At 64.1% G+C, this 17,777-nt stretch carries 15 protein-coding genes and 1 pseudogene; 5 read left to right on the top strand and 11 right to left on the bottom strand.

Annotated elements, in window-relative coordinates:
- Window positions 1-236 (top strand): annotated as a pseudogene (locus tag H0241_RS34975) (hypothetical protein); the annotation flags it as partial.
- A 271-nt stretch (window positions 237-507) separates the two neighbouring features.
- On the opposite strand, the gene H0241_RS34970 reads toward H0241_RS34975, so the two are convergent.
- Together H0241_RS34970 and H0241_RS34965 are read right to left on the bottom strand one after the other, a co-directional pair.
- On the bottom strand, window positions 508-1,311 hold the full coding sequence (locus H0241_RS34970; protein WP_181062247.1) for a FadR/GntR family transcriptional regulator: 804 nt from the start codon (window positions 1,309-1,311) through the stop codon (window positions 508-510).
- Window positions 1,312-1,314: 3 nt separating this feature from the next.
- Window positions 1,315-2,757 (bottom strand): FAD-binding oxidoreductase, encoded by a 1,443-nt coding sequence (locus tag H0241_RS34965; RefSeq protein ID WP_181062246.1) that lies wholly within the window; start codon window positions 2,755-2,757, stop codon window positions 1,315-1,317.
- Window positions 2,758-2,918: 161 nt separating this feature from the next.
- Here H0241_RS34965 and gloA point away from each other — a divergent pair, with 161 nt between their 5' ends.
- Window positions 2,919-3,329, top strand: a complete 411-nt coding sequence (gene gloA, locus H0241_RS34960) for a lactoylglutathione lyase (protein ID WP_019856614.1) — start codon at window positions 2,919-2,921, stop codon at window positions 3,327-3,329.
- 74 nt (window positions 3,330-3,403) lie between these two features.
- Here gloA and H0241_RS34955 read toward each other — a convergent pair whose 3' ends face one another.
- From H0241_RS34955 to H0241_RS34940, 4 genes are all read right to left on the bottom strand, one after another.
- Window positions 3,404-4,372 carry an ABC transporter permease gene (locus H0241_RS34955; protein ID WP_181062245.1) on the bottom strand — a complete coding sequence of 323 codons (969 nt, stop codon included), beginning with the start codon at window positions 4,370-4,372 and terminating at the stop codon, window positions 3,404-3,406.
- 462 nt (window positions 4,373-4,834) lie between these two features.
- Complete coding sequence (locus H0241_RS34950; RefSeq protein ID WP_181062248.1) at window positions 4,835-6,337, bottom strand: sugar ABC transporter ATP-binding protein; 1,503 nt, start codon at window positions 6,335-6,337, stop codon at window positions 4,835-4,837.
- Between the two features lie 5 nt (window positions 6,338-6,342).
- Window positions 6,343-7,326, bottom strand: a complete 984-nt coding sequence (locus H0241_RS34945) for an ABC transporter permease (protein WP_181062244.1) — start codon at window positions 7,324-7,326, stop codon at window positions 6,343-6,345.
- 159 nt (window positions 7,327-7,485) lie between these two features.
- Complete coding sequence (locus H0241_RS34940) at window positions 7,486-8,556, bottom strand: sugar ABC transporter substrate-binding protein (RefSeq protein WP_181062243.1); 1,071 nt, start codon at window positions 8,554-8,556, stop codon at window positions 7,486-7,488.
- 217 nt (window positions 8,557-8,773) lie between these two features.
- Here H0241_RS34940 and H0241_RS34935 point away from each other — a divergent pair, with 217 nt between their 5' ends.
- Window positions 8,774-10,369: a GMC family oxidoreductase gene (locus H0241_RS34935; protein WP_181062242.1), complete on the top strand. Its 1,596-nt coding sequence runs from the start codon at window positions 8,774-8,776 to the stop codon at window positions 10,367-10,369.
- Between the two features lie 225 nt (window positions 10,370-10,594).
- Here H0241_RS34935 and H0241_RS34930 read toward each other — a convergent pair whose 3' ends face one another.
- Window positions 10,595-11,422: an NAD-dependent epimerase/dehydratase family protein gene (locus H0241_RS34930; RefSeq protein ID WP_181062241.1), complete on the bottom strand. Its 828-nt coding sequence runs from the start codon at window positions 11,420-11,422 to the stop codon at window positions 10,595-10,597.
- Between the two features lie 155 nt (window positions 11,423-11,577).
- On the opposite strand from H0241_RS34930, the gene H0241_RS34925 reads away from it, so the two are divergent.
- Complete coding sequence (locus tag H0241_RS34925) at window positions 11,578-12,297, top strand: FadR/GntR family transcriptional regulator (RefSeq protein WP_181062240.1); 720 nt, start codon at window positions 11,578-11,580, stop codon at window positions 12,295-12,297.
- Window positions 12,298-12,345: 48 nt separating this feature from the next.
- Here the strand turns inward: H0241_RS34925 and kdgD are convergent, their stop codons facing one another.
- The 4 genes from kdgD to H0241_RS34905 form a co-directional block, all read right to left on the bottom strand.
- Window positions 12,346-13,278 (bottom strand): 5-dehydro-4-deoxyglucarate dehydratase, encoded by a 933-nt coding sequence (kdgD, locus tag H0241_RS34920; protein ID WP_181062239.1) that lies wholly within the window; start codon window positions 13,276-13,278, stop codon window positions 12,346-12,348.
- A gap of 79 nt (window positions 13,279-13,357) precedes the next feature.
- On the bottom strand, window positions 13,358-14,185 hold the full coding sequence (locus H0241_RS34915) for an ATP-binding cassette domain-containing protein (protein ID WP_181062238.1): 828 nt from the start codon (window positions 14,183-14,185) through the stop codon (window positions 13,358-13,360).
- Window positions 14,182-15,255, bottom strand: a complete 1,074-nt coding sequence (locus H0241_RS34910) for an ABC transporter permease (RefSeq protein WP_181062237.1) — start codon at window positions 15,253-15,255, stop codon at window positions 14,182-14,184. The genes H0241_RS34915 and H0241_RS34910 overlap by 4 nt, the downstream gene beginning before the upstream one ends.
- 112 nt (window positions 15,256-15,367) lie before the next feature.
- Entirely contained in the window at window positions 15,368-16,441 is a 1,074-nt protein-coding gene (locus tag H0241_RS34905; RefSeq protein ID WP_181062236.1) for a sugar ABC transporter substrate-binding protein, read from the bottom strand.
- Between the two features lie 175 nt (window positions 16,442-16,616).
- On the opposite strand from H0241_RS34905, the gene H0241_RS34900 reads away from it, so the two are divergent.
- Window positions 16,617-17,645, top strand: coding sequence for an aldo/keto reductase (locus H0241_RS34900; RefSeq protein ID WP_181062235.1), 1,029 nt, complete (start codon window positions 16,617-16,619; stop codon window positions 17,643-17,645).
- Window positions 17,646-17,777: the final 132 nt, after the last annotated feature.

Below are 17,777 nucleotides of genomic sequence, written 5' to 3'. Positions count from 1 at the left end.
CTTTCACCACTCAAAACCGCCGCTACTACCCGCTCGCGAAGATCATTGGAAAGAGGTCGGGTCATCAGATGCTGGCCTCCACTCCAGCCAGCATCTTGAATCACAAAACCGACAAATCGGGAATCCCTTCGATTCCATCAAGTCGTGAACCGCTCTATTGCCAACGGCACTTTTCGTTCTTCCCGAACGGGCCGCTGCGCGAAGTGGTGCTTGAGTTGTTTTTGCCGCTGAAATAGCGCGGTGGGGCGGCGGCCACGGCAATGGTGCGTCTCTGGTTGAGCCGCCAACCGAGTGAAATCGGATAGGGCGCTCCCCCACTCCGTCTCGGCTTCGCCGAGCCACCTCTCCCCCACAAAGTAGGGGAGAGGAAACCCAAGCTTTTGAAGGGCTGCGACCTCGGAGGTTGGCATTTCCTCATCCCCCACAAAGTGGGGGAGAGGTGGCTCGGCGAAGCCGAGACGGAGTGGGGGCTGGCGCTCACATATGCAACTGGCTGGAGCTAAACCGCTATCCCCCAGCCTGCCCGCGAATCGCCTTCCGCAATCTCGAATGCCGCACCGGAGACGCCACCTCCCTCGCTGGTGATTCTGCCTCCGCCGCCTCGCCCTCGTGCAACCCAACACGCAGCGCAGCGCCCGCCAGATGGTCGCGCATCGCGGCTTGCGCGCCTTCGACATCGCCGTTGCGGATGGCGGCAAAGATGCGTTCGTGCTCGCCGAGCGTAATGCGGGCCATGTCGTCGGATTTCTGCTGGTTGCCGGCGGCGAGAATGCTTTCGCGCACGCGCTCGGACACGAAGACCAGGAACTGGCCCATGTAGCTGTTGCGCGTCGCCTCGGCGACGGTGCGGTGGAATTCGAGGTCGCTGCGCAGCCAGGCGACGCTGCCATAGGGCGCGGCGCGCATGCCGGACAGCGCATCGCCCATGGCTTTGAGATCGGCGTCGCCGCGCCGCTTCGCGGCAAGGGCTGCCGCCTGCACTTCGAGGATGCCGCGCAGTTCGAACAGGTTGCGGAACGAATCGGCGCGCTGCAGCGTCTCATGGTCGATGGTCAGCACCGTTGGGTTGTTGGTCTCCGCCACAAAGGCGCCGCGCCCTTGCTGCGACCAGATGCGGCCTTCCGAGCGCAGCCGCGCGATCGCCTCGCGCACGACATTGCGGCTGACCCCGAACGTCGTCGCCAGCGCTTGTTCGGTGGGCAGCTGGTCACCCGTCTTCAGCCGGCCTTGCGCGATCTCGCGCGAGATGGAACTTGCCACCAGAGTGGAGAGGTGTGGGCCGCGATTGACCTTGTCGAGTTTCAGCGTCATCGCTCACCTATAGTCGACGGCGGATGCGGACGCCAGAATGCGGCCGTTGCTGAGAATATGGCGCGGGTCGAACGCGTCCTTGATGCCGGCGGCCAGATCGAGCGTCACCGGATCGATGCGTTCGAGGAATGCCTTCTGCTTGACCCGGCCGATGCCGTGCTCGGCGCTGATCGAGCCGCCATAGCGGTCGACGACGGTGAAGATCTCGGCTTCCGCCTCTTCGAACAGATGCTCGATCGCCTCAGCACCCATGCCTTCCGGCGGCACCACATTGAGGTGGATGTTGCCGTCGCCGACATGGCCATAGGTGACGGCGAGCGCGTCGGGCCGCGCCTTATCCAGCGCCACCAGCGCATCGCTGACGAAATCGGCAAGCCTGGAGATCGGCACCGAGACGTCGGTGCGCAGATAGCGCCCGCCCCTGCCCTGCCGCTCGACCATGATCTCGCGGTAGAGCCACAGCCGTTCGGCCTGAGCCCGTGTCGCGGCGATGATGCCGTCCTCGACGATATCCTCGACGCTGCCGAGGAAACCGAGCAGCATGCTGGAGAGGTCGATCAGACCGCCGGAGGAAACCTCGATCAACACATAGGCGGGATAGGGTTTATCAAGCGGATCGGCAAAATTCTGACCTTCGCGCATGGTGATCTCGATGCCGACGCGCAGGATAAGTTCGAAAGCGGTGAGCAGGTCGCTGCAATCGCGCCGGGCGCGGGCATAGAGCGCCATCGCGTCCTCGACCGAGCGCAGGCCAACCAGTGCGGTTTCAATCCGCGTCGGCTTGGGGAACAGTTTCAGCGCGGCGGCGGTGACGATGCCGAGCGTGCCTTCCGAGCCGATGAAGATCTGCTTCAGATCATAGCCGCGATTGTCCTTGCGCAGCACTTTCAGCCCGTTCCAGATGCGGCCGTCGGCCAGCACCACTTCGAGCCCGAGCACCAAATCGCGCGTCATGCCATAGCGCAGCACGTTGAAGCCGCCGGCGTTGGTGGCGACATTGCCGCCGATGCGGCAGCTGCCTTGCGCGCCAAAGGTGATCGGCAACAGGCAGTCGCTCTCTTCGGCGGCGCGCTTGGCGTCCTCGAGAATGCAGCCTGCCTCGACCACCATGGCGAAGTCGATCGGGCTGATCGAGCGGATCCTGTTCATGCGCTCCAGCGAGATGACAACCTCGCCGCCATCGGCCGCCACTGCTGCCCCAACGAGCCCGGTCAGGCCACCTTGCGGCACGACCGGAATGCGTTCGGCATGGCAGAACCGCATCAGCGCTGACATCTCCTCGACGGAGGACGGCCGCGCCACCGCCAGCGGCCGGCCAAAATGGTCGCCCGACCAGTCGCGGCTGTAGCGCGCCAGATCCGCTTCCTCGGTCAGCAGCCCGCCACTCGGCAGCACGCCGGCCAGGGCTGCGATCAGCGATGCGGAGGTTGGCGGCACGGCATTCATGGATTGGCTCTGGACCCCTCGGGAAAACGACTGGACAAATACTGGCGTTGTCGTGTTATCATACAACCCTGATTTAGAACATCAAGCGAAGCCATATCCCTGCCTACCGTTTGATGTGGACGGTCAGACCAGCAAATCCCTGAATTCGGAGGACTCCCCCAATGAGCGACGCCCCGGGCTTTCGCTATATGCACACCATGATCAGGGTGCTCGACCTCGACAAGTCGATCGCCTTCTACACCGAAGTGCTCGGCATGACCTTGCTGCGCCGCGACGACTATCCCGGCGGCAAGTTCACCAACGCCTTTGTCGGCTACGGCCCCGAGGACAAGGAAGCCGTCGTCGAGTTGACGCTGAACTGGGGCCGCGAGGAACCCTATGAGATCGGCACCGGCTTCGGCCACCTGGCGCTCGGCGTCAACGACATCTACGCCGTCTGCGCGGAACTGGAAAAGCGCGGCGCCAAGATCCCGCGCAAGCCCGGCCCGATGCAGCACGGCACCACCCACATCGCCTTCGTCGAAGATCCCGACGGCTACAAGATCGAGCTGATCGGCCTCGACACGATGTGATCTGATCAGGCCGGACCGCATCGGCCTCGCGCCGATGCGGTCCCGTCCTGTCCGCGCTTGCTTGGGAGGCGGGATCACTTGATGACCGCGATCTTGCTGCGGTCGATGGTGATGGCGACGGCGGCAATCAGCACCGCGCCGAACACCATGTTTTCCAAGAAAATGTTGACGCCGACAAAGGTCATGCCGATGCGCACGATCGAGATGATCAATGCGCCGACCGCCGTGCGGGCAACGCCACCCAACCCGCCGGTAATCGCGGTGCCGCCGACGATGACGGCGGCAATGGCCGGCAGCAGCAGCTGGTTGGCCAGCACCGGCGAACCGCTCGACAGCCGCGCCGCCAGCACAACCCCGGCGACAGCGGCCAGCATGCCGGACGCGGCAAAGGCGATGATCTTGGTGCGGTCGACATTGATGCCCGCCGCCCAGGCCGCCGGTTCTCCCGCGCCGACCGCGATCGCCTGGCGGCCGAAGCGCGTGTAGCGCAGCGCCAGAAAGGCGGCGATGCCTATGACCGCCGAAATCAGCACCACCACCGGAATGCCGGCGACCGTGGCGTTGATCCAGGCGGTGTTTTCGCGGCCACCTTCCTCGATGGTGATGGCGCGGCCGTTCGACACCCACAACGCCAGGCCGGTGACGACGCCGCCGGTGGCGAGCGTCGCCACGAAGGACGGCACGCGCAGCTTGACGTGGACGACGCCGCTCAGGATCCCGAAGGCGAGGCCCGACAGGATCGCCACCGGAAAGGCGGCGAGCCCGAGCGATGGCAGCAATTGCGCCAGGATGACGCTGGCCAGCGACGCCACCGCCTGGATCGACAGGTCGATGCCGCCGAGCAGGATGGCGAAGGTGACGCCGGTCGCCAGGATGAACAGCACGGCGGTGTTGGCAAACAGCAGCGCCACGGTCTCGCCGGTGAGGAAGCCCGGTGCCGCGATCTCGATGATCAGCAACAGCGCGACCAGCAGGATCAGCGGAATGGCGCCTTGCGTCCACTTGCCTTCGAACACCCGCTTGATGGAGAAACCGTTACTCATCGCAGAGCTCCCAAGACCGTTGGAAAATCGCTGAGGCCCGTGAGCACCGCAGCGCAATCGTATAGGGCGCTCCCCCACTCCGTCTCGGCTTCGCCGAGCACCTTGCCGGGGCGAGCCACAGGTCACGCCCGTCCTTGAAAGGCTCTGATTGGCGTGACTGATCAGCCAAGGCTTGATTGCCACGTGGTTCCCCCAATCCGTCGCTGCTTCGCAGCGCCACCTTTCCCCCCTCCGGAGGGAAAGGAAGGGAGCCTTGCTGGACGAGCGTTGAAGGCGAAAAGCTTGGCGCCTTTCCTCTCCCCCGTCGATCGGGGGAGAGGTGGCTCGGCGAAGCCGAGACGGAGTGGGGGTCGACAAGCGCAGCATAAGACGATGCATGCGCCAAGCTGCCGTGCACGTTAACATCGGAAGCGCAGAAAGCGCCTTCAGATGGCCGCCAGAGTAGAGTTTCCAAACGGTCCGTCATACCATCGCTCTTAGCAGATCGACCTGGTTCGGCTTGTTGCCCGGACTCGCATCGAAGCGCGCGGTGATCTCGCCGTCGCGCATCACCAGCACCCGATGCGACAGGCCGATCGTCTCTTCCAGCGTGTCGGAAATCAAAAGGATCGCCACGCCTTGCGCGGAGAGATCGCGGATCAGCTCGTAGACCTCCTCCTTGGCGCCGACGTCGAGGCCGCGCGTTGGATGGTCGAGCACAAGGATGCGCGAGCCCGCCGTCATCCAGCGCGCCAGCACCACCTTCTGCTGGTTGCCACCGCTGAGCTTGCGGCAGGCGGCATCGGGACCCGGCGCCTTGATGCGCAGCCGCTTGATCCAGTCGGCGGCGAGCCGGCGCTCCTTGCCATAATCGATGGCGCCATGGCGCATGACGCTGGAGAGATCGGCAAGCGAAATGTTCTCGGCAATCGACAGGAACATCACGAGACCTTCGAGCCGACGCTCGCGCGGCACATAGCCGATGCCCTTGCGCACCGCCGGTTCCGGCGAGCCGAAGCGCACGGCATCGCCGGCGATCTTCATTTCGCCCGCATCATGCTGCACGAAGCCACCAATGGTGCGTGTCACCTCCTCGCGGCCGGAGCCGACGACGCCGGCAATGCCGACGATCTCGCCGGCCCGGATCGAGAGATCGACGCCGTGATAGAAGCCATTCGCGCCAAGGCCCCTGGCCTCGACCATGACCGTCTCACGCGCTGGCTGCTGCCGGGCCTCGCGATAATATTCAGCCTGCAAGCCGCGCCCGACCATGATCTCGTGCAGCTCCGGCGCGGTGACTTGCGCCGCCCGGTGCTCGGCAACGACCGCGCCATCCTTCATCGTGTAGACGCGGTCGGAAATATTGAGCACCTCGTCGAGGCGGTGCGAGACGAACACAAAACTGGCGCGGGATTTGAGCGAGCGCACGCGCGCGAACAGCACCTCGATGTCAGAGGCGTTGAGCACCGAGGTCGGCTCGTCCAGCAGGATGAGCAGCTGCCGGTCGACCACTTCCTCCAAGGTCAGCGCCTTGGCGAGCTCCACCATCTGGCGCGCGGCGAAGGTGAGTTCGGAGGTGCGCGCGGTGACGTCGATGTCGATGCCGATCTTGGCCAGTTGCCGCCGCGCCGCCGCGTTCATGGCGCGCCAGTTGACGAGGCCGAAGCGGGTGAAGCGGTCTTCCGCGCCGAGATAGATGTTTTCAGCAACGGTCAGATTGAGCACCAGCGACTGTTCCTGGAACACCATGCCGATGCCGTGGCGTGCCGCATCGCGGGCGTTGCGCATGCGCAGCTGCTCGCCGTCCAAGGTGAGGCTGCCGCCATCCGGCCGGTAGCCGCCGGCCAGCACCCGCATCAGCGTCGACTTGCCGGCACCGTTCTCGCCGATCAGCCCGACCACTTCGTTCGGCCGCACCTCGATGGAGACGTCGCGCAAGGCATGGACGCCGGGAAAATTCTTGATGATATTGGACGCCTGCAGCATGGCGCTCACTTCACGATCCTGAGGCGGACGCGGTCGAGCGACAGCGCCACGGCAGCGATGATCATCAGGCCCTGCACCGTCTGCTGGATGTAGGGCGAGATGCCGAGCAGGATCATGCCATTGGCAAGCACGGTGACGATCAGCACGCCGATCAGCGTGTTGACGACACCGCCCTCACCGCCGGTCAGCGCCGTGCCGCCGACAACCACCGCGGTGACCGCGGCAAACAGCCTGCCGTCGCCGATGACCGCATGCGACTGGCCGAGTTGGGCTGCGGCAAGAACGCCGGCAATGCCGAAGAAGAAACCGGCCAGCGCAAAGGCGGTAATGCGCACGCGCACCACATTGACGCCGGAGAGTTTTGCGACATCCTCGTCACCGCCGATCGCCAATATGTGGCGGCCGAGCTTGGTGTGATACTGGATGATGGCGGCAAGCAGGAAAGCGCCGAACGCGACCCACACCGCCACCGGCAGGCCGAGGAAACGGTGCAGGGCCAGGTCGCGGATCGAGGCATCGTTGAGCTTGATGGCCGAGCCGCCGAGCATATAGACCGACAGACCGAGGCCGATGAACCACATGCCGAGCGTGCCCATGAAGGACGGGATGCGCAGCATGGTCTGGACGAGACCGCTGACAAAGCCCATCGCGGTCCCGGCAACGATTGCGGCGAGCACCGCCCACCAGCCATAGTCGTTGCCATTGCCGTCATTGACGGCGAGCAGCACGAGCACCATCGCCGATACCGAAAGTGTGCCTTCGACCGAAAGGTCGATGCTGCCCATCAGGATGATGAAGGTCAGCCCCATCGCCAGCGTCAGCGGCACGGCGGCCGAATTGGCAAGCCGCACCAGATTGCGGACTTCGATGAAATTGGGATTGGCAATGGCGATCAGGACGCACAGCACAATCAGCACCGCCAGCGGCGCCAGGCTGCGCCAGCGCCTGCCGCCAAACAATGCGGCGATGCGGCCGGGGATCAAACTCATGGAAGTCGTCCGCTCGATGTCCGAAACGGACTTCAGGGGTTCTGTATGGATTGTCAAGAAACCGCTTCCCGTCTGCTGGTGACAGCCGTCGCGACAAGGGGATCGCGACGGCTGCGGGAGGAAGCGGGCCGCCAGGGAGTTGCAGCCCGCTCCGATGGATCAGGTACGGATCGCTCCGGTCACCCGGCCCCACAGATCGTTCCAGTCGATCTCGGGCTTCGCATCGACATTGGTCTTGTAATATTCCTCGACATTGTCGTGCGAGATCAGCACCGCCTTGCCGTAGAATTCGCGGTGTTCCGGCGGCTCCTTGGTCGGGTCGAACTTGCCGATCTTGGCGTTGTAGCCGATGGCAAGACCCATGCCGCCCTGCCAGAACGGATCCGAGGTGACGGTGCAGGCGAACTCGCCGGTGCGCACCGCGTCGACCGCCGTCTTGATGCCGTCGACGCCGACGATCGGCACTTTGCCGGCGAGGTTCTCCGCACGCAGCGCTTCCAAGGCGCCCGAGCCCATATCGTCATTGGCAGCCCAGATGCCCTTGATGTCGTCGCCGAAGCGGGTGAGCAGATTGCCCATCAGGTCGAAGGCTTCCGTCGATTTCCAGTTGGCGACCTGGAAGTCGAGCAGCTTGATGTCGGGATTGGCGGCAAGGGCTGCGTCGAGTCCCTTCTTGCGTTCGATCGCCGCCGTGGTCGAGATCAGGCCGCCGAGTGCGACGATGCCGCCCTTGCCGCCAATGGTCTTGAACAGGATCTCGGCGATGGTCTTGCCACTTGAGATGCCGTCGAACTCGATATGCGACACATAGTTCGGGTTGAAGTCCTTCGGGTGCAGATCCGGCGGCTTGTTCCACTGCGTCACGACATAGGCGCCGGCCTTGGCGCAGGCCTCGACGATCGGGCGTGCATCCGGCGTGTCGTTCGGATCGGAGTTCAGCACCATATTACCGCCGGTCTTGGCCAGCATCGCCTTGATGTCGGCGATGCCCTTCTCGCTGTTGCCTTCCGAAACCAGCGTGACGTGTTCGAGCCCGGCCCATTTGGCGTAAGCCTCGGCGCCGGTCTTCCACACCGCGTGATACGGGTTGGACAAAGAGCGGATCGATGTCACCAGTGTCGGCTTGTCCTGCGCGCGCAGCACGCTCGGCATGGCGAGCGCCGCCACGCCGGCGGTGGCGCCCAGCATCAGCGTGCGCCGGTTGACCGTAAAATTCTTCGTGTCCTTCATGTCGCGAAATCCTCCCGATTGAATTCTGTTCCGCCCGGCGGATAGCGCGGGGAGCGCGGCCGGGGCCTCCTGGTGACGAGTTATCAAGTTCCTCTACTTGTACGACAACCCTTCAACACGATAACCATACCCTTTCTCTTGACGCGGCACAAGCGACTTGAGATCGTCGCGCGCAAGAGAAGGGGGCGTTGATTTTGCCCCGGCAAAGGGAGCGGGAATGCCGGATTACATCATAGTTGGCGGCGGTTCGGCCGGCTGCATTCTGGCTGCGCGGCTGAGCGAGGACCCGGAGGTATCGGTCGTCCTGCTCGAGGCCGGCCCGCCCGACACCGATCGCTACATCCATTTGCCGGTCGGCTTCTTCAAGATGACGTCGGGGCCGCTGATCTGGGGCTATGACACGGCGCCCGGCAAGGCGATCGACGGCCGCACCATGGTCTATCCGCAGGCCCGTGTGCTCGGCGGCGGCTCCTCGATCAATGCCCAGGTCTTCACCCGCGGTTGCCCGCAGGACTACGACGGCTGGGTGGCTGACGCCGGCTGCGCCGGGTGGAGCTATGCCGACGTGCTGCCCTATTTCGTCCGCTCCGAGGGCAACGATACTTTCGCCGACCCACAGCACGGCATTGACGGCCCGCTTGGCGTGTCCAGCGGCGCGCCGCATCCGCTGACCCGGATCTTCGTCAAGGCGGCGCAGCAGGCCGGCCTTCCCTTCCGTGCCGACTTCAACGCCGGCGAACAGGCCGGCGCCGGCTTCTACCAGACCACGACGCGCCGGGGGAAACGCTCGAGCACGGCGGTTGCCTATCTCAAGCCCGCGCTTGGCCGCAGCAATTTGATGCTGCGCACCGACGCTATGGTCAGCCGCGTCGTGGTCGAAAACGGCCGCGCCATCGGCGTCGACATCATCGCCAATGGCCGCACGGAATTGCTCCGCGCCGAACGCGAGGTGATCGTCACCGCCGGCGCCATCGGCTCGCCGAAACTTCTGATGCTTTCCGGCATCGGCCCGGCCGCGCATCTGAACCAGCACGGCATCAAGGTGGTCCATGATGCGGAAGGCGTCGGCCAGAATTTGCACGATCACATGGATGTCGACGTCGTCGCCGAGCTCAATGGCCCGCATGGCATCGACCGCTACAAGAAGAAGCGCTGGCAGGCGGTGGCCGGTCTCGAATACGCGCTGTTCGGCAAGGGGCCGGTGGCCTCCAACATCGTCGAGGCCGGCGGCTTCTGGTGGGGCGACCGCGCGGAAAAGACGCCCGACATCCAGTTCCATTTCCTGCCCGGCGCCGGCGTCGAGGAAGGCATCGGCTCGGTGCCCAGCGGCAATGGCTGCACGCTGAACTCCTACCATGTGCGGCCTCGTTCGCGCGGCAGCGTCACGCTCAAATCGGCGGACCTGCGCGATGCGCCTGTTATCGACCCCAATCCTTTTGCTGAACGCTACGATCTCGAACGCGCCATCGACGGCATCGAGATCAGCCGTGAGATCCTGTCGCAGCAAGCCTTCGCCAAATACATCAGCCGCGAGCATCTGCCGGGCGCGGCCATGCAGAGCCGCGCCGCACTCGAAGTCTTCGCCCGCGAGCACGGCCGCAGCGCCTATCACCCGGTCGGCACCTGCCGCATGGGTGGCGATGCCGAGAGTGTGGTCGACCCCGAGCTTCGCGTGCGCGGACTGCAGGGACTCCGCGTCTGCGACAGTTCGGTCATGCCGAGCATCGTGTCGTCCAACACCAATGCGGCGGTGGTGATGATTGCGGAGAAGGCGGCAGATTTGATTTCGGGGCGGAAGGCGCCGGCGGCGTGATCAAGGGGCAATCGCATTGGTGGCGCCAGCCCCCCACTCCGTCCGCTTCGCGGCCACCTCTCCCCCATGTTCATGGGGGAGAGGAAACCCAAGCCTTTCAAGGCTGCGACCTCAGCGATTGGCATTTCCTCTCCCCCACGAATGTGAGAGTAGAGGTGGCTCGGCGAAGCCGAGACGGAGTGGGGGAGCACCATATGCGATTACCCTGCTACCGACGCAACAAGCTCACTCCTCCGGAAACATCTCGCGCGGCGGAAAACCGTCGCGGCTGTAGTCGACGACGATGAACTTGCCGCCCTGGTAACGCTCGACCACCGGATTGTCCGTCACCTTGCCGCGCACGCGCTCGGCCTGGCTGTCGGAACTGTCGAGCGGCGCCCAGCCGAGTTTCTCCCTGGCATCGTTTCGCCAGAAGCCGCGGCTGTTGTTGGACTGGCCCCAGATGACGGAGCAATCGACTTTTTCGGCCGCAGCGCAGCGCTCGATCAGCCGGACAAAATCGTCATGCGATATCCAGGTCGACAGGATGCGTTCGTCCGGAACTTCCGGGAGTACCGAGCCGATGCGGATCAGCACGCTTTCGACCGCATGCTTGTCGAAGTAGAGCCGCGCCAGCATCTCGCCATAGGCCTTCGACAGCCCGTAATAGCCGTCGGGCCTGAGCACGCAGTCCTGATCGAGAATCTCCGTCCGCTCGTAAAGGCCGACGGCATGAACCGAAGACGGGAATACCACCCGCGCCTTCTCCTTGCGCGCCGCCTCGTAGATGTGGAAGGCGCCGCGGAAATTGGGGCCGAGCACCGTCTCGAAGGATTGCTCGGTGGAGATGCCGCCAAAATGCAGGATCAGGCCGCATCCATTCGACAGATTGTCCACCGCCTGCTGGTCCTCGATATCGGCAATCGTGAAGCTCGCTCCGTCCGGCAGCGGGATCGGCAAAGGCACGATATCGGTGAGCCGCAAGGTCCAGCCCAGCGCCGCGAGCCTGGTTGACAGCAGCCGACCGATCGTGCCGGAGGCCCCGGTCAGCAGCACTGGTTTTTCGGGGGCCATCACGCCCTGCCCTTTCGCGGATAGCGCGGATATGTTGGCGCGGATATGGCAAGGCGAATGAAGATTGAGCGCGGCCGGCGAGCCGCAAATCTTATCATATCACCAGACAAATAATGGGTTGCCAAGAAACGCGGTTCGTTTATTGCTTGGGGACGATGAAACGTTCCTTTGGCCTTCCCCCGCAGATCAGCCGCACGGCGCAGGTTGCCGACTGGTTTGCGCGCGAAATACGGGCCGGTCATTTGACCAGCGGCGAGAAATTGCCGACCGAGCAGGAGCTGATCGCGCAATTCGGCGTCAGCCGCACGGTGATCCGCGAAGCCATGGCGTCGCTGCGCTCCGAAGGACTGGTGACGAGCCGCCAAGGCTCCGGCGTGTTCGTTGCCGATCATGAGGCCAACACCACATTCCGCATCATTTCCGACGAGCTTCACTCGCTGACCGAAGTCCAGAACGTGCTGCAGCTTCGGCTCGCGGTGGAACTGGAAGCCGCAGGCCTTGCCGCGGAAAAGCGCGGCGACGACGATCTTGCCCGCATGCGCGACTGTCTCGATGCCATCGACGCTTCGATCGCCGCCGGCGAAAGCGCCATCGAACCGGACTTCGCCTTCCACCGGGCGATCGCGTCTGCCACCGGCAATCCTTATTTCGAACGCTTTATGCATTTTCTCGGACCCGTCCTCATTCCGCGCCAGCTGATGCGCCCGCGCGACGAAACGCCCGAGCAGCGGCGGCATTATCTGGAGCAGGTCCAGATGGAGCACCGCCGCATCTACCAGGCGATCGAGCGGCAGAATGTCGAAGCCGCCCGCTTCACTTTGCGCGAGCATCTTGAAGCCGGGCGCGAGCGCTACCGCCGCATGGTCGACGGTTAGCCCCCGGCCACACCTCGCCTTCGATCCACCCGACCGTCCCATCAGACCTTACGCCAGCTCCGCGACCGGCATCTTGCAGGACTGCATGAGCGCCGTGAGCTGGCGCTCCTCATCCGCCGTCAGGTCGAGAAGCGGCGACCGCACCGGCCCGCAGTCGATGCCGGCAATGCGCGCGCCCGCCTTGACGATCGACACGGCATAGCCGGCGCGTCGGTTGCGGATGGCGAGATAAGGCAGGAAGAACGAGCGGATGAGATCGCCGACTTCGGCCGTGCGTCCGGCGCGCAAGGCGTTGAAGAAACGCAGCGCAATCTCCGGCGCGAAATTGTAGATCGCCGACGAATAGGTTGTCATGCCGATGGCGGCCGCGGCACTCGCATGGACCTCGGCCGTTGGCATGCCGCCGATGAAGACCAGCCGGTCGCCCATTCGGTAGCGCGTTGCGGTGAGGAGTTCGATATCGCCGACTCCATCCTTGAAGCCGATCAGGTTCGGGCAATCCTGCGCAACACGCTCGAGCGTCTCCGGCGTCAGAATGGCGTTGTCCCTGTTATAGGCAATCACGCCGATGCCGACGGAGCGGCAGATGGCGGTGAGATGACGGCGCAGGCCTTCCTGCTCGGACTTGACGAGATAGGGCGGCAGCACCAGCAGACCGTCGGCGCCATTGGCTTCGGCGGCCTTGGCGAACTCCACCGCCATATGCGTGCCGTAGCCGACGCCGGCGAGCAGCGGCATGGTGTCGGGAACCTCATCCGACGCCGCCCGCACCACACGCTTGTATTCTTCCAGTGTCAGCGAGAAGAACTCGCCGGTGCCGCCGGCGGCGAAAAGCCCGCTCGCGCCGGCCGTGCCCTGGCTGGCGACATGGGCACGATAGCCGTCCTCGTTGAAAGCGCCGTCATCGTCGAAGAACGTCAGCGGAAAGGACAACAGGCCGCGGCCAAGGGATCTGGTCAGCTCAGTGGGTGAAAACGTCAAGACGAATACTCCGTGCGAGGCGCCGGCAAGTGGGAGCTCTTGCCGGCAAGGATTTCGGCAGCCGCTGCCGGCGGCTGGTTCATACGAGGCCCGGCCGGATCTCGGCTGCGGCGGCTTCGATCGCCCTGGTGCCAAGGCCCGATTTGACGATGCGGATCAGTTCTTCCTCGCTGGTGTCGGCCGTGGAGGCGTCAAGCGCGACCTCGCCCGCATGCAGGAAGTTGATGCGGTCGCAGACCTCGAAAATCTGGTTGTAGTTGTGGACGATCAGGATCACCGAGACCTGGCGCTGCTGGCGCAAATTCTGGATAAGGCCCAGCACATGCGCACTCTCACGCACGCCAAGGGCCGCCAGCGGTTCATCGAGCACCAGGATCTTCGGCGACGAATAGATCGAGCGGGCCACCGCGATGCACTGGCGCTGTCCGCCCGACAAGAGGTCGACCGTGCTGTTGACGCTGGGGATCGTGATGCCAAGCGTGTCGAGATAGAGCTGCGCCTGTTCGCGCATCTTTCTGTTGTCGAGCAGGTTCAGCCCGAGGAAACGCTTATGGTACTCGCGGCCGAGAAACATGTTGTGGAAGACGCTGAGGTCGCCGACCAGCGCCAAGTCCTGGTAGACGGTTTCGATGCCTTGGGCACGCGCATCGCGCGGCGAGGCGAAGCGCACCTCCTTGCCTTGCGAGACAATGGTGCCGGTGTCGGGCTGGTGAAAGCCGGACAGGATCTTGATCAGCGTCGACTTGCCGGCGCCATTGTCGCCGACCAGCGCCAGAACCTCGCCCTGGCGCAGCTTGATCGAGACATCGACGAGCGCGGTGACGGCGCCAAAACTCTTGGAGATGTTCGTCATCTCCAGCACGGTCGGCGCATCCTTGCTAAGCGGTGGAATAGCTTGCGTGTTCATACGCGCCTCCGTGTGCGCAGGCGGTCGACCTGGATTGAGAGGATCATCGCCGCGATGATGGCAGCGCCGAGATAGATGTCGGACACGGTGGCCTGGGCGCCGATCATCACCAGACCGTTGTTGAGCGACGCCACCACGAAGGCGCCGATCAGCGCGCCAATGACGGTGCCCGAACCGCCGAGCAGCGAGGTGCCGCCAATGACCGCTGCGGCGATCGCCTGCAAGGTGAGGAACGGGCTGCCGGCCTGCGGGTCGGCCGAGGTGAACTGCGCCGTGTTGATGATGCCGGCAAAGGCGGCGAAGCCGCCGGCGATCATGAAATTGTAGATCTTCATCCGGTCGGTGCGCACGCCGATCTCACGCGCGCCGATAATGTTGGAGCCGGTGGCAATCGTGTGCAGACCGAAGGTGGTGCGGGAGAGCACCAGCGCCAGCACCAGCACGAGAACCACCGCCCACAGGAAGGGCGTAAAGGCTGTGATGCCGTGCAACGAGAACAGGCCATCCGAAGGCTGGTAGAGGCTCTGGCCGAAGATGGCGTTGAACGGTTGCTCGACCGGCGCCACGATCGGCTGGCTGTTGTAGATCGAGACGACGATGCCTTGCAGGAAGAACAGCATGCCGACCGTGGTGATCAGCGACGGCACCTTGAAGCGCACGGTGATGATGCCGTTGATGGCGCCGACCAGCACGCCGATCAGCACGCCGATCAGCGCGCCGACGGCCAGCGGCACACCATAGGTGACCGACAGCAGCGCCATGACATAGGGCGCGATCGAGAAGATGGCGCTCAGCGACAGGTCGATCTCGCCGGTGATCATCAGCATCACCTCGGCGGCGGCGATCAGCCCGAGCCGGCCGGTGTCGCGCAGCACCACGCTCATGAATTGCGGCGACAGGAAGCCGCCATCGCTGCCGACCTGGAAATAGATCACCAGCACGATTGCGACGACGGCGATGCTCGCCTCGCGGTAGCGCGACAAAAGGATGAGCAGCCTTTCCGTCATTGTGTGCGGAACCTTGACGCCGACGGCGCCTTTCCCGGCTGTTATGGCTTTGCTTGGCGGCACTTAAACTCTTCCTGATTTCTGGGCGGATGGCCGCCTGAACGGCAGCAACTGGCACCCTCGCCGCATCATCCCGGGATGACGCGGCGAGGGCTGGAGTTGACGGCGAAACGTGTCAGGTCGGCTCGACGTCCGAGCGGCCTTCGAAACGCGACTTGCCGACATAGGCGTCGACATTGTCCTTGGTCACATAGGCTTGGCTGGTGTCGCTGTTGGCCGGACCGACGAGACCGCCCGACAGCTTGTAGAGATACATCTGCTGCACCGGCAGGAAGCCCTGCAGATAGGCCTGCTGGTCGGTGGTGAAGTTGACGTCACCGGCCTTGATGAAGTCCAGCGTTTGCGGGAACAGGTCGAAGCCGGCCACCGCGCCGCCGGCTTTCACCAGCCCGTATTTGTTGGACACGAAACCGCAGGCATAGGTGTCGGAACCGCCGGTGCCGAACAAGCCGTTGACGGTCTTGTGGCTGAGATAATAGCTCTCGACGCGCGAGATTTCCGTTGCCGGATCCGGGCCGGTGTTGACGACATCGTAGGTGACGCCGCTGCCGCTGTCCTTGATCGCCTGGATGTAGCCGTCGAGACGCGGCTGCGTGTTGAGCGAGCCGGGCACGCCGATCGACAGCATGACATGGCCGCCCTTGGGGATCAGCTTCAGCCACTTCAGCGCAGAGTTGTAGCCCGACTGGTAGAGCGGCTGGCCGACATAGGACAGCCGCTTGTTGGGGCTGCCGACCGGCACGTCGGCGTTGAAGGCAACCACAGGAATGCCGGCCTGCGCCGCCATGTCGGTGGCGGCGTCGAACGCCGTCGGGTCGACCAGGCATACGGCAATGCCGTCCGACTTCTGCGCGATCGCCGTCTGCATGGCGCTGACCATTTCGGAGACGACGTTCTTCTGCGAACCCGTCCACTGGTAGCTGCAACCGAAGGCGGCGCAGGCATCCTGGATGCCATAGACGGTCGGCGTGAAGAACTGGTCGAGCGTCACATGGCAAACGAAGTGGAACTTGTAGGGCTTCTTCGGCAGGCCGGGCGATGAATCGGCTGCCCGGGCGGCGCTGATGCCGCCGGCAAGACCGCCCAATCCGCTGGCCAGGCCAGCGGCACCCAGGCCGAGTTTTCCTGCCAGCGCAAAAGCGCTGCGCCGGCTGATGCCGGCCATCTGATTTTTCGTGTCGTCGTCCATGCATTCCTCCCTTGTCGTTTTGTAGGCGTCGCTACATTTGTCGTCTGGTTACATTGTTATATGACAACTTTTGTGTCAATGGTCTTTCGCCGCCGAATTCACGACGGCCTTGGCGGTCTGAATGGGCGCGGGAAGGCGGCCGGCAAATGACGATCAGGGATTACAGGAAGAGAACATGGCTGAAATCGAATTCAGGGCTGTCAGCAAGAACGGCCTGAAGGTAACGACAATCGGGCTCGGCGGCACAGGGCTCGGCAACATGTACCGCGCTGTCGACACCGACGCCGCGGTCAACACGGTGCAGGCAGCCTACGACAATGGCATCCGCTATTTCGACACCGCACCGGTCTACGGCTTTGGTGTCAGTGAGACGCGCCTGGGGCTGGCCATCAAGTCGCTGCCACGCGCGGACATCGTCATCTCGTCCAAGATCGGCTACGACCTCGTGCCTATCCCGCCCGAAGAACTGAAGCCGGCGCTGTGGGACCAGCCCGGCTCCTTCCGCGCCGAGTTCGACTATTCGCGCGATGCCGTCATGCGCTCGCTCGAAGGCACGCTGAAGCGCCTCGACACCGACTATGTCGACATGGTCTCGATCCACGACCCGGACGAGGCCATCCATTTCGGTCCCGGCGAGGATCCCTATGCAAGGAGCCGTTTCCGGGAAGCCATGGACGGCGCCTATCCGGCGCTCGACGAATTGCGCGCGCAAGGCGTCATCAAGGCGGTCGGCGTCGGCATCAACCAATGGCAGATGCTGTCCGATTTCGTCGTCGCCGGCGCCTTCGATTATTTCCTGCTCGCCGGCCGCTACACGCTGCTGGAACAGGAGCCGCTGGCAACCTTGCTGCCGCTGTGCGAACAGCGCGGCACCAGGATCATCATCGGCGGTCCCTACAATTCCGGCATCCTCGCCACAGGTGCCGTCAAGGGCGCAACCTTCAACACACGGGAAGCGCCCGAGCCAGTGCTGGAGCGCGTGCGCCGCATCGAGGCGATCTGCGCTAGTCACAAGGTTTCGCTGCCGGCGGCGGCCCTGCAGTTCCCGCTCGGCCATCCGCTGGTGTCGAGCGTCATCCCGGGCGCGCGGTCGGCTGAGGAGCTGAAGCAGAATCTGGGCTATCTCAGGGAAGATATTCCGCCGGCTCTGTGGGCCGATCTCAAGCAGGCAGGGTTGATCGAAGCAACCGCGCCGACGCCTTGAACGCGGCGGCCGTCGCATAGGGTTTCTTGCGAAGAGGGACCCCCACCCTAACCCTCCCCACAAGGGGGAGGGGACGCTGCCGCGTGCCATCCCTTTTTGCGTCGAACGTGGGCGATTTGCGGCGATCAGCGC

The organism is Mesorhizobium neociceri, assembly GCF_013520985.1.
GTDB classification, from domain to species: domain Bacteria; phylum Pseudomonadota; class Alphaproteobacteria; order Rhizobiales; family Rhizobiaceae; genus Mesorhizobium; species Mesorhizobium neociceri.
Note: the sequence above shows the minus strand (reverse complement) of the source record. Positions and strands in the feature narration are given on the sequence as shown.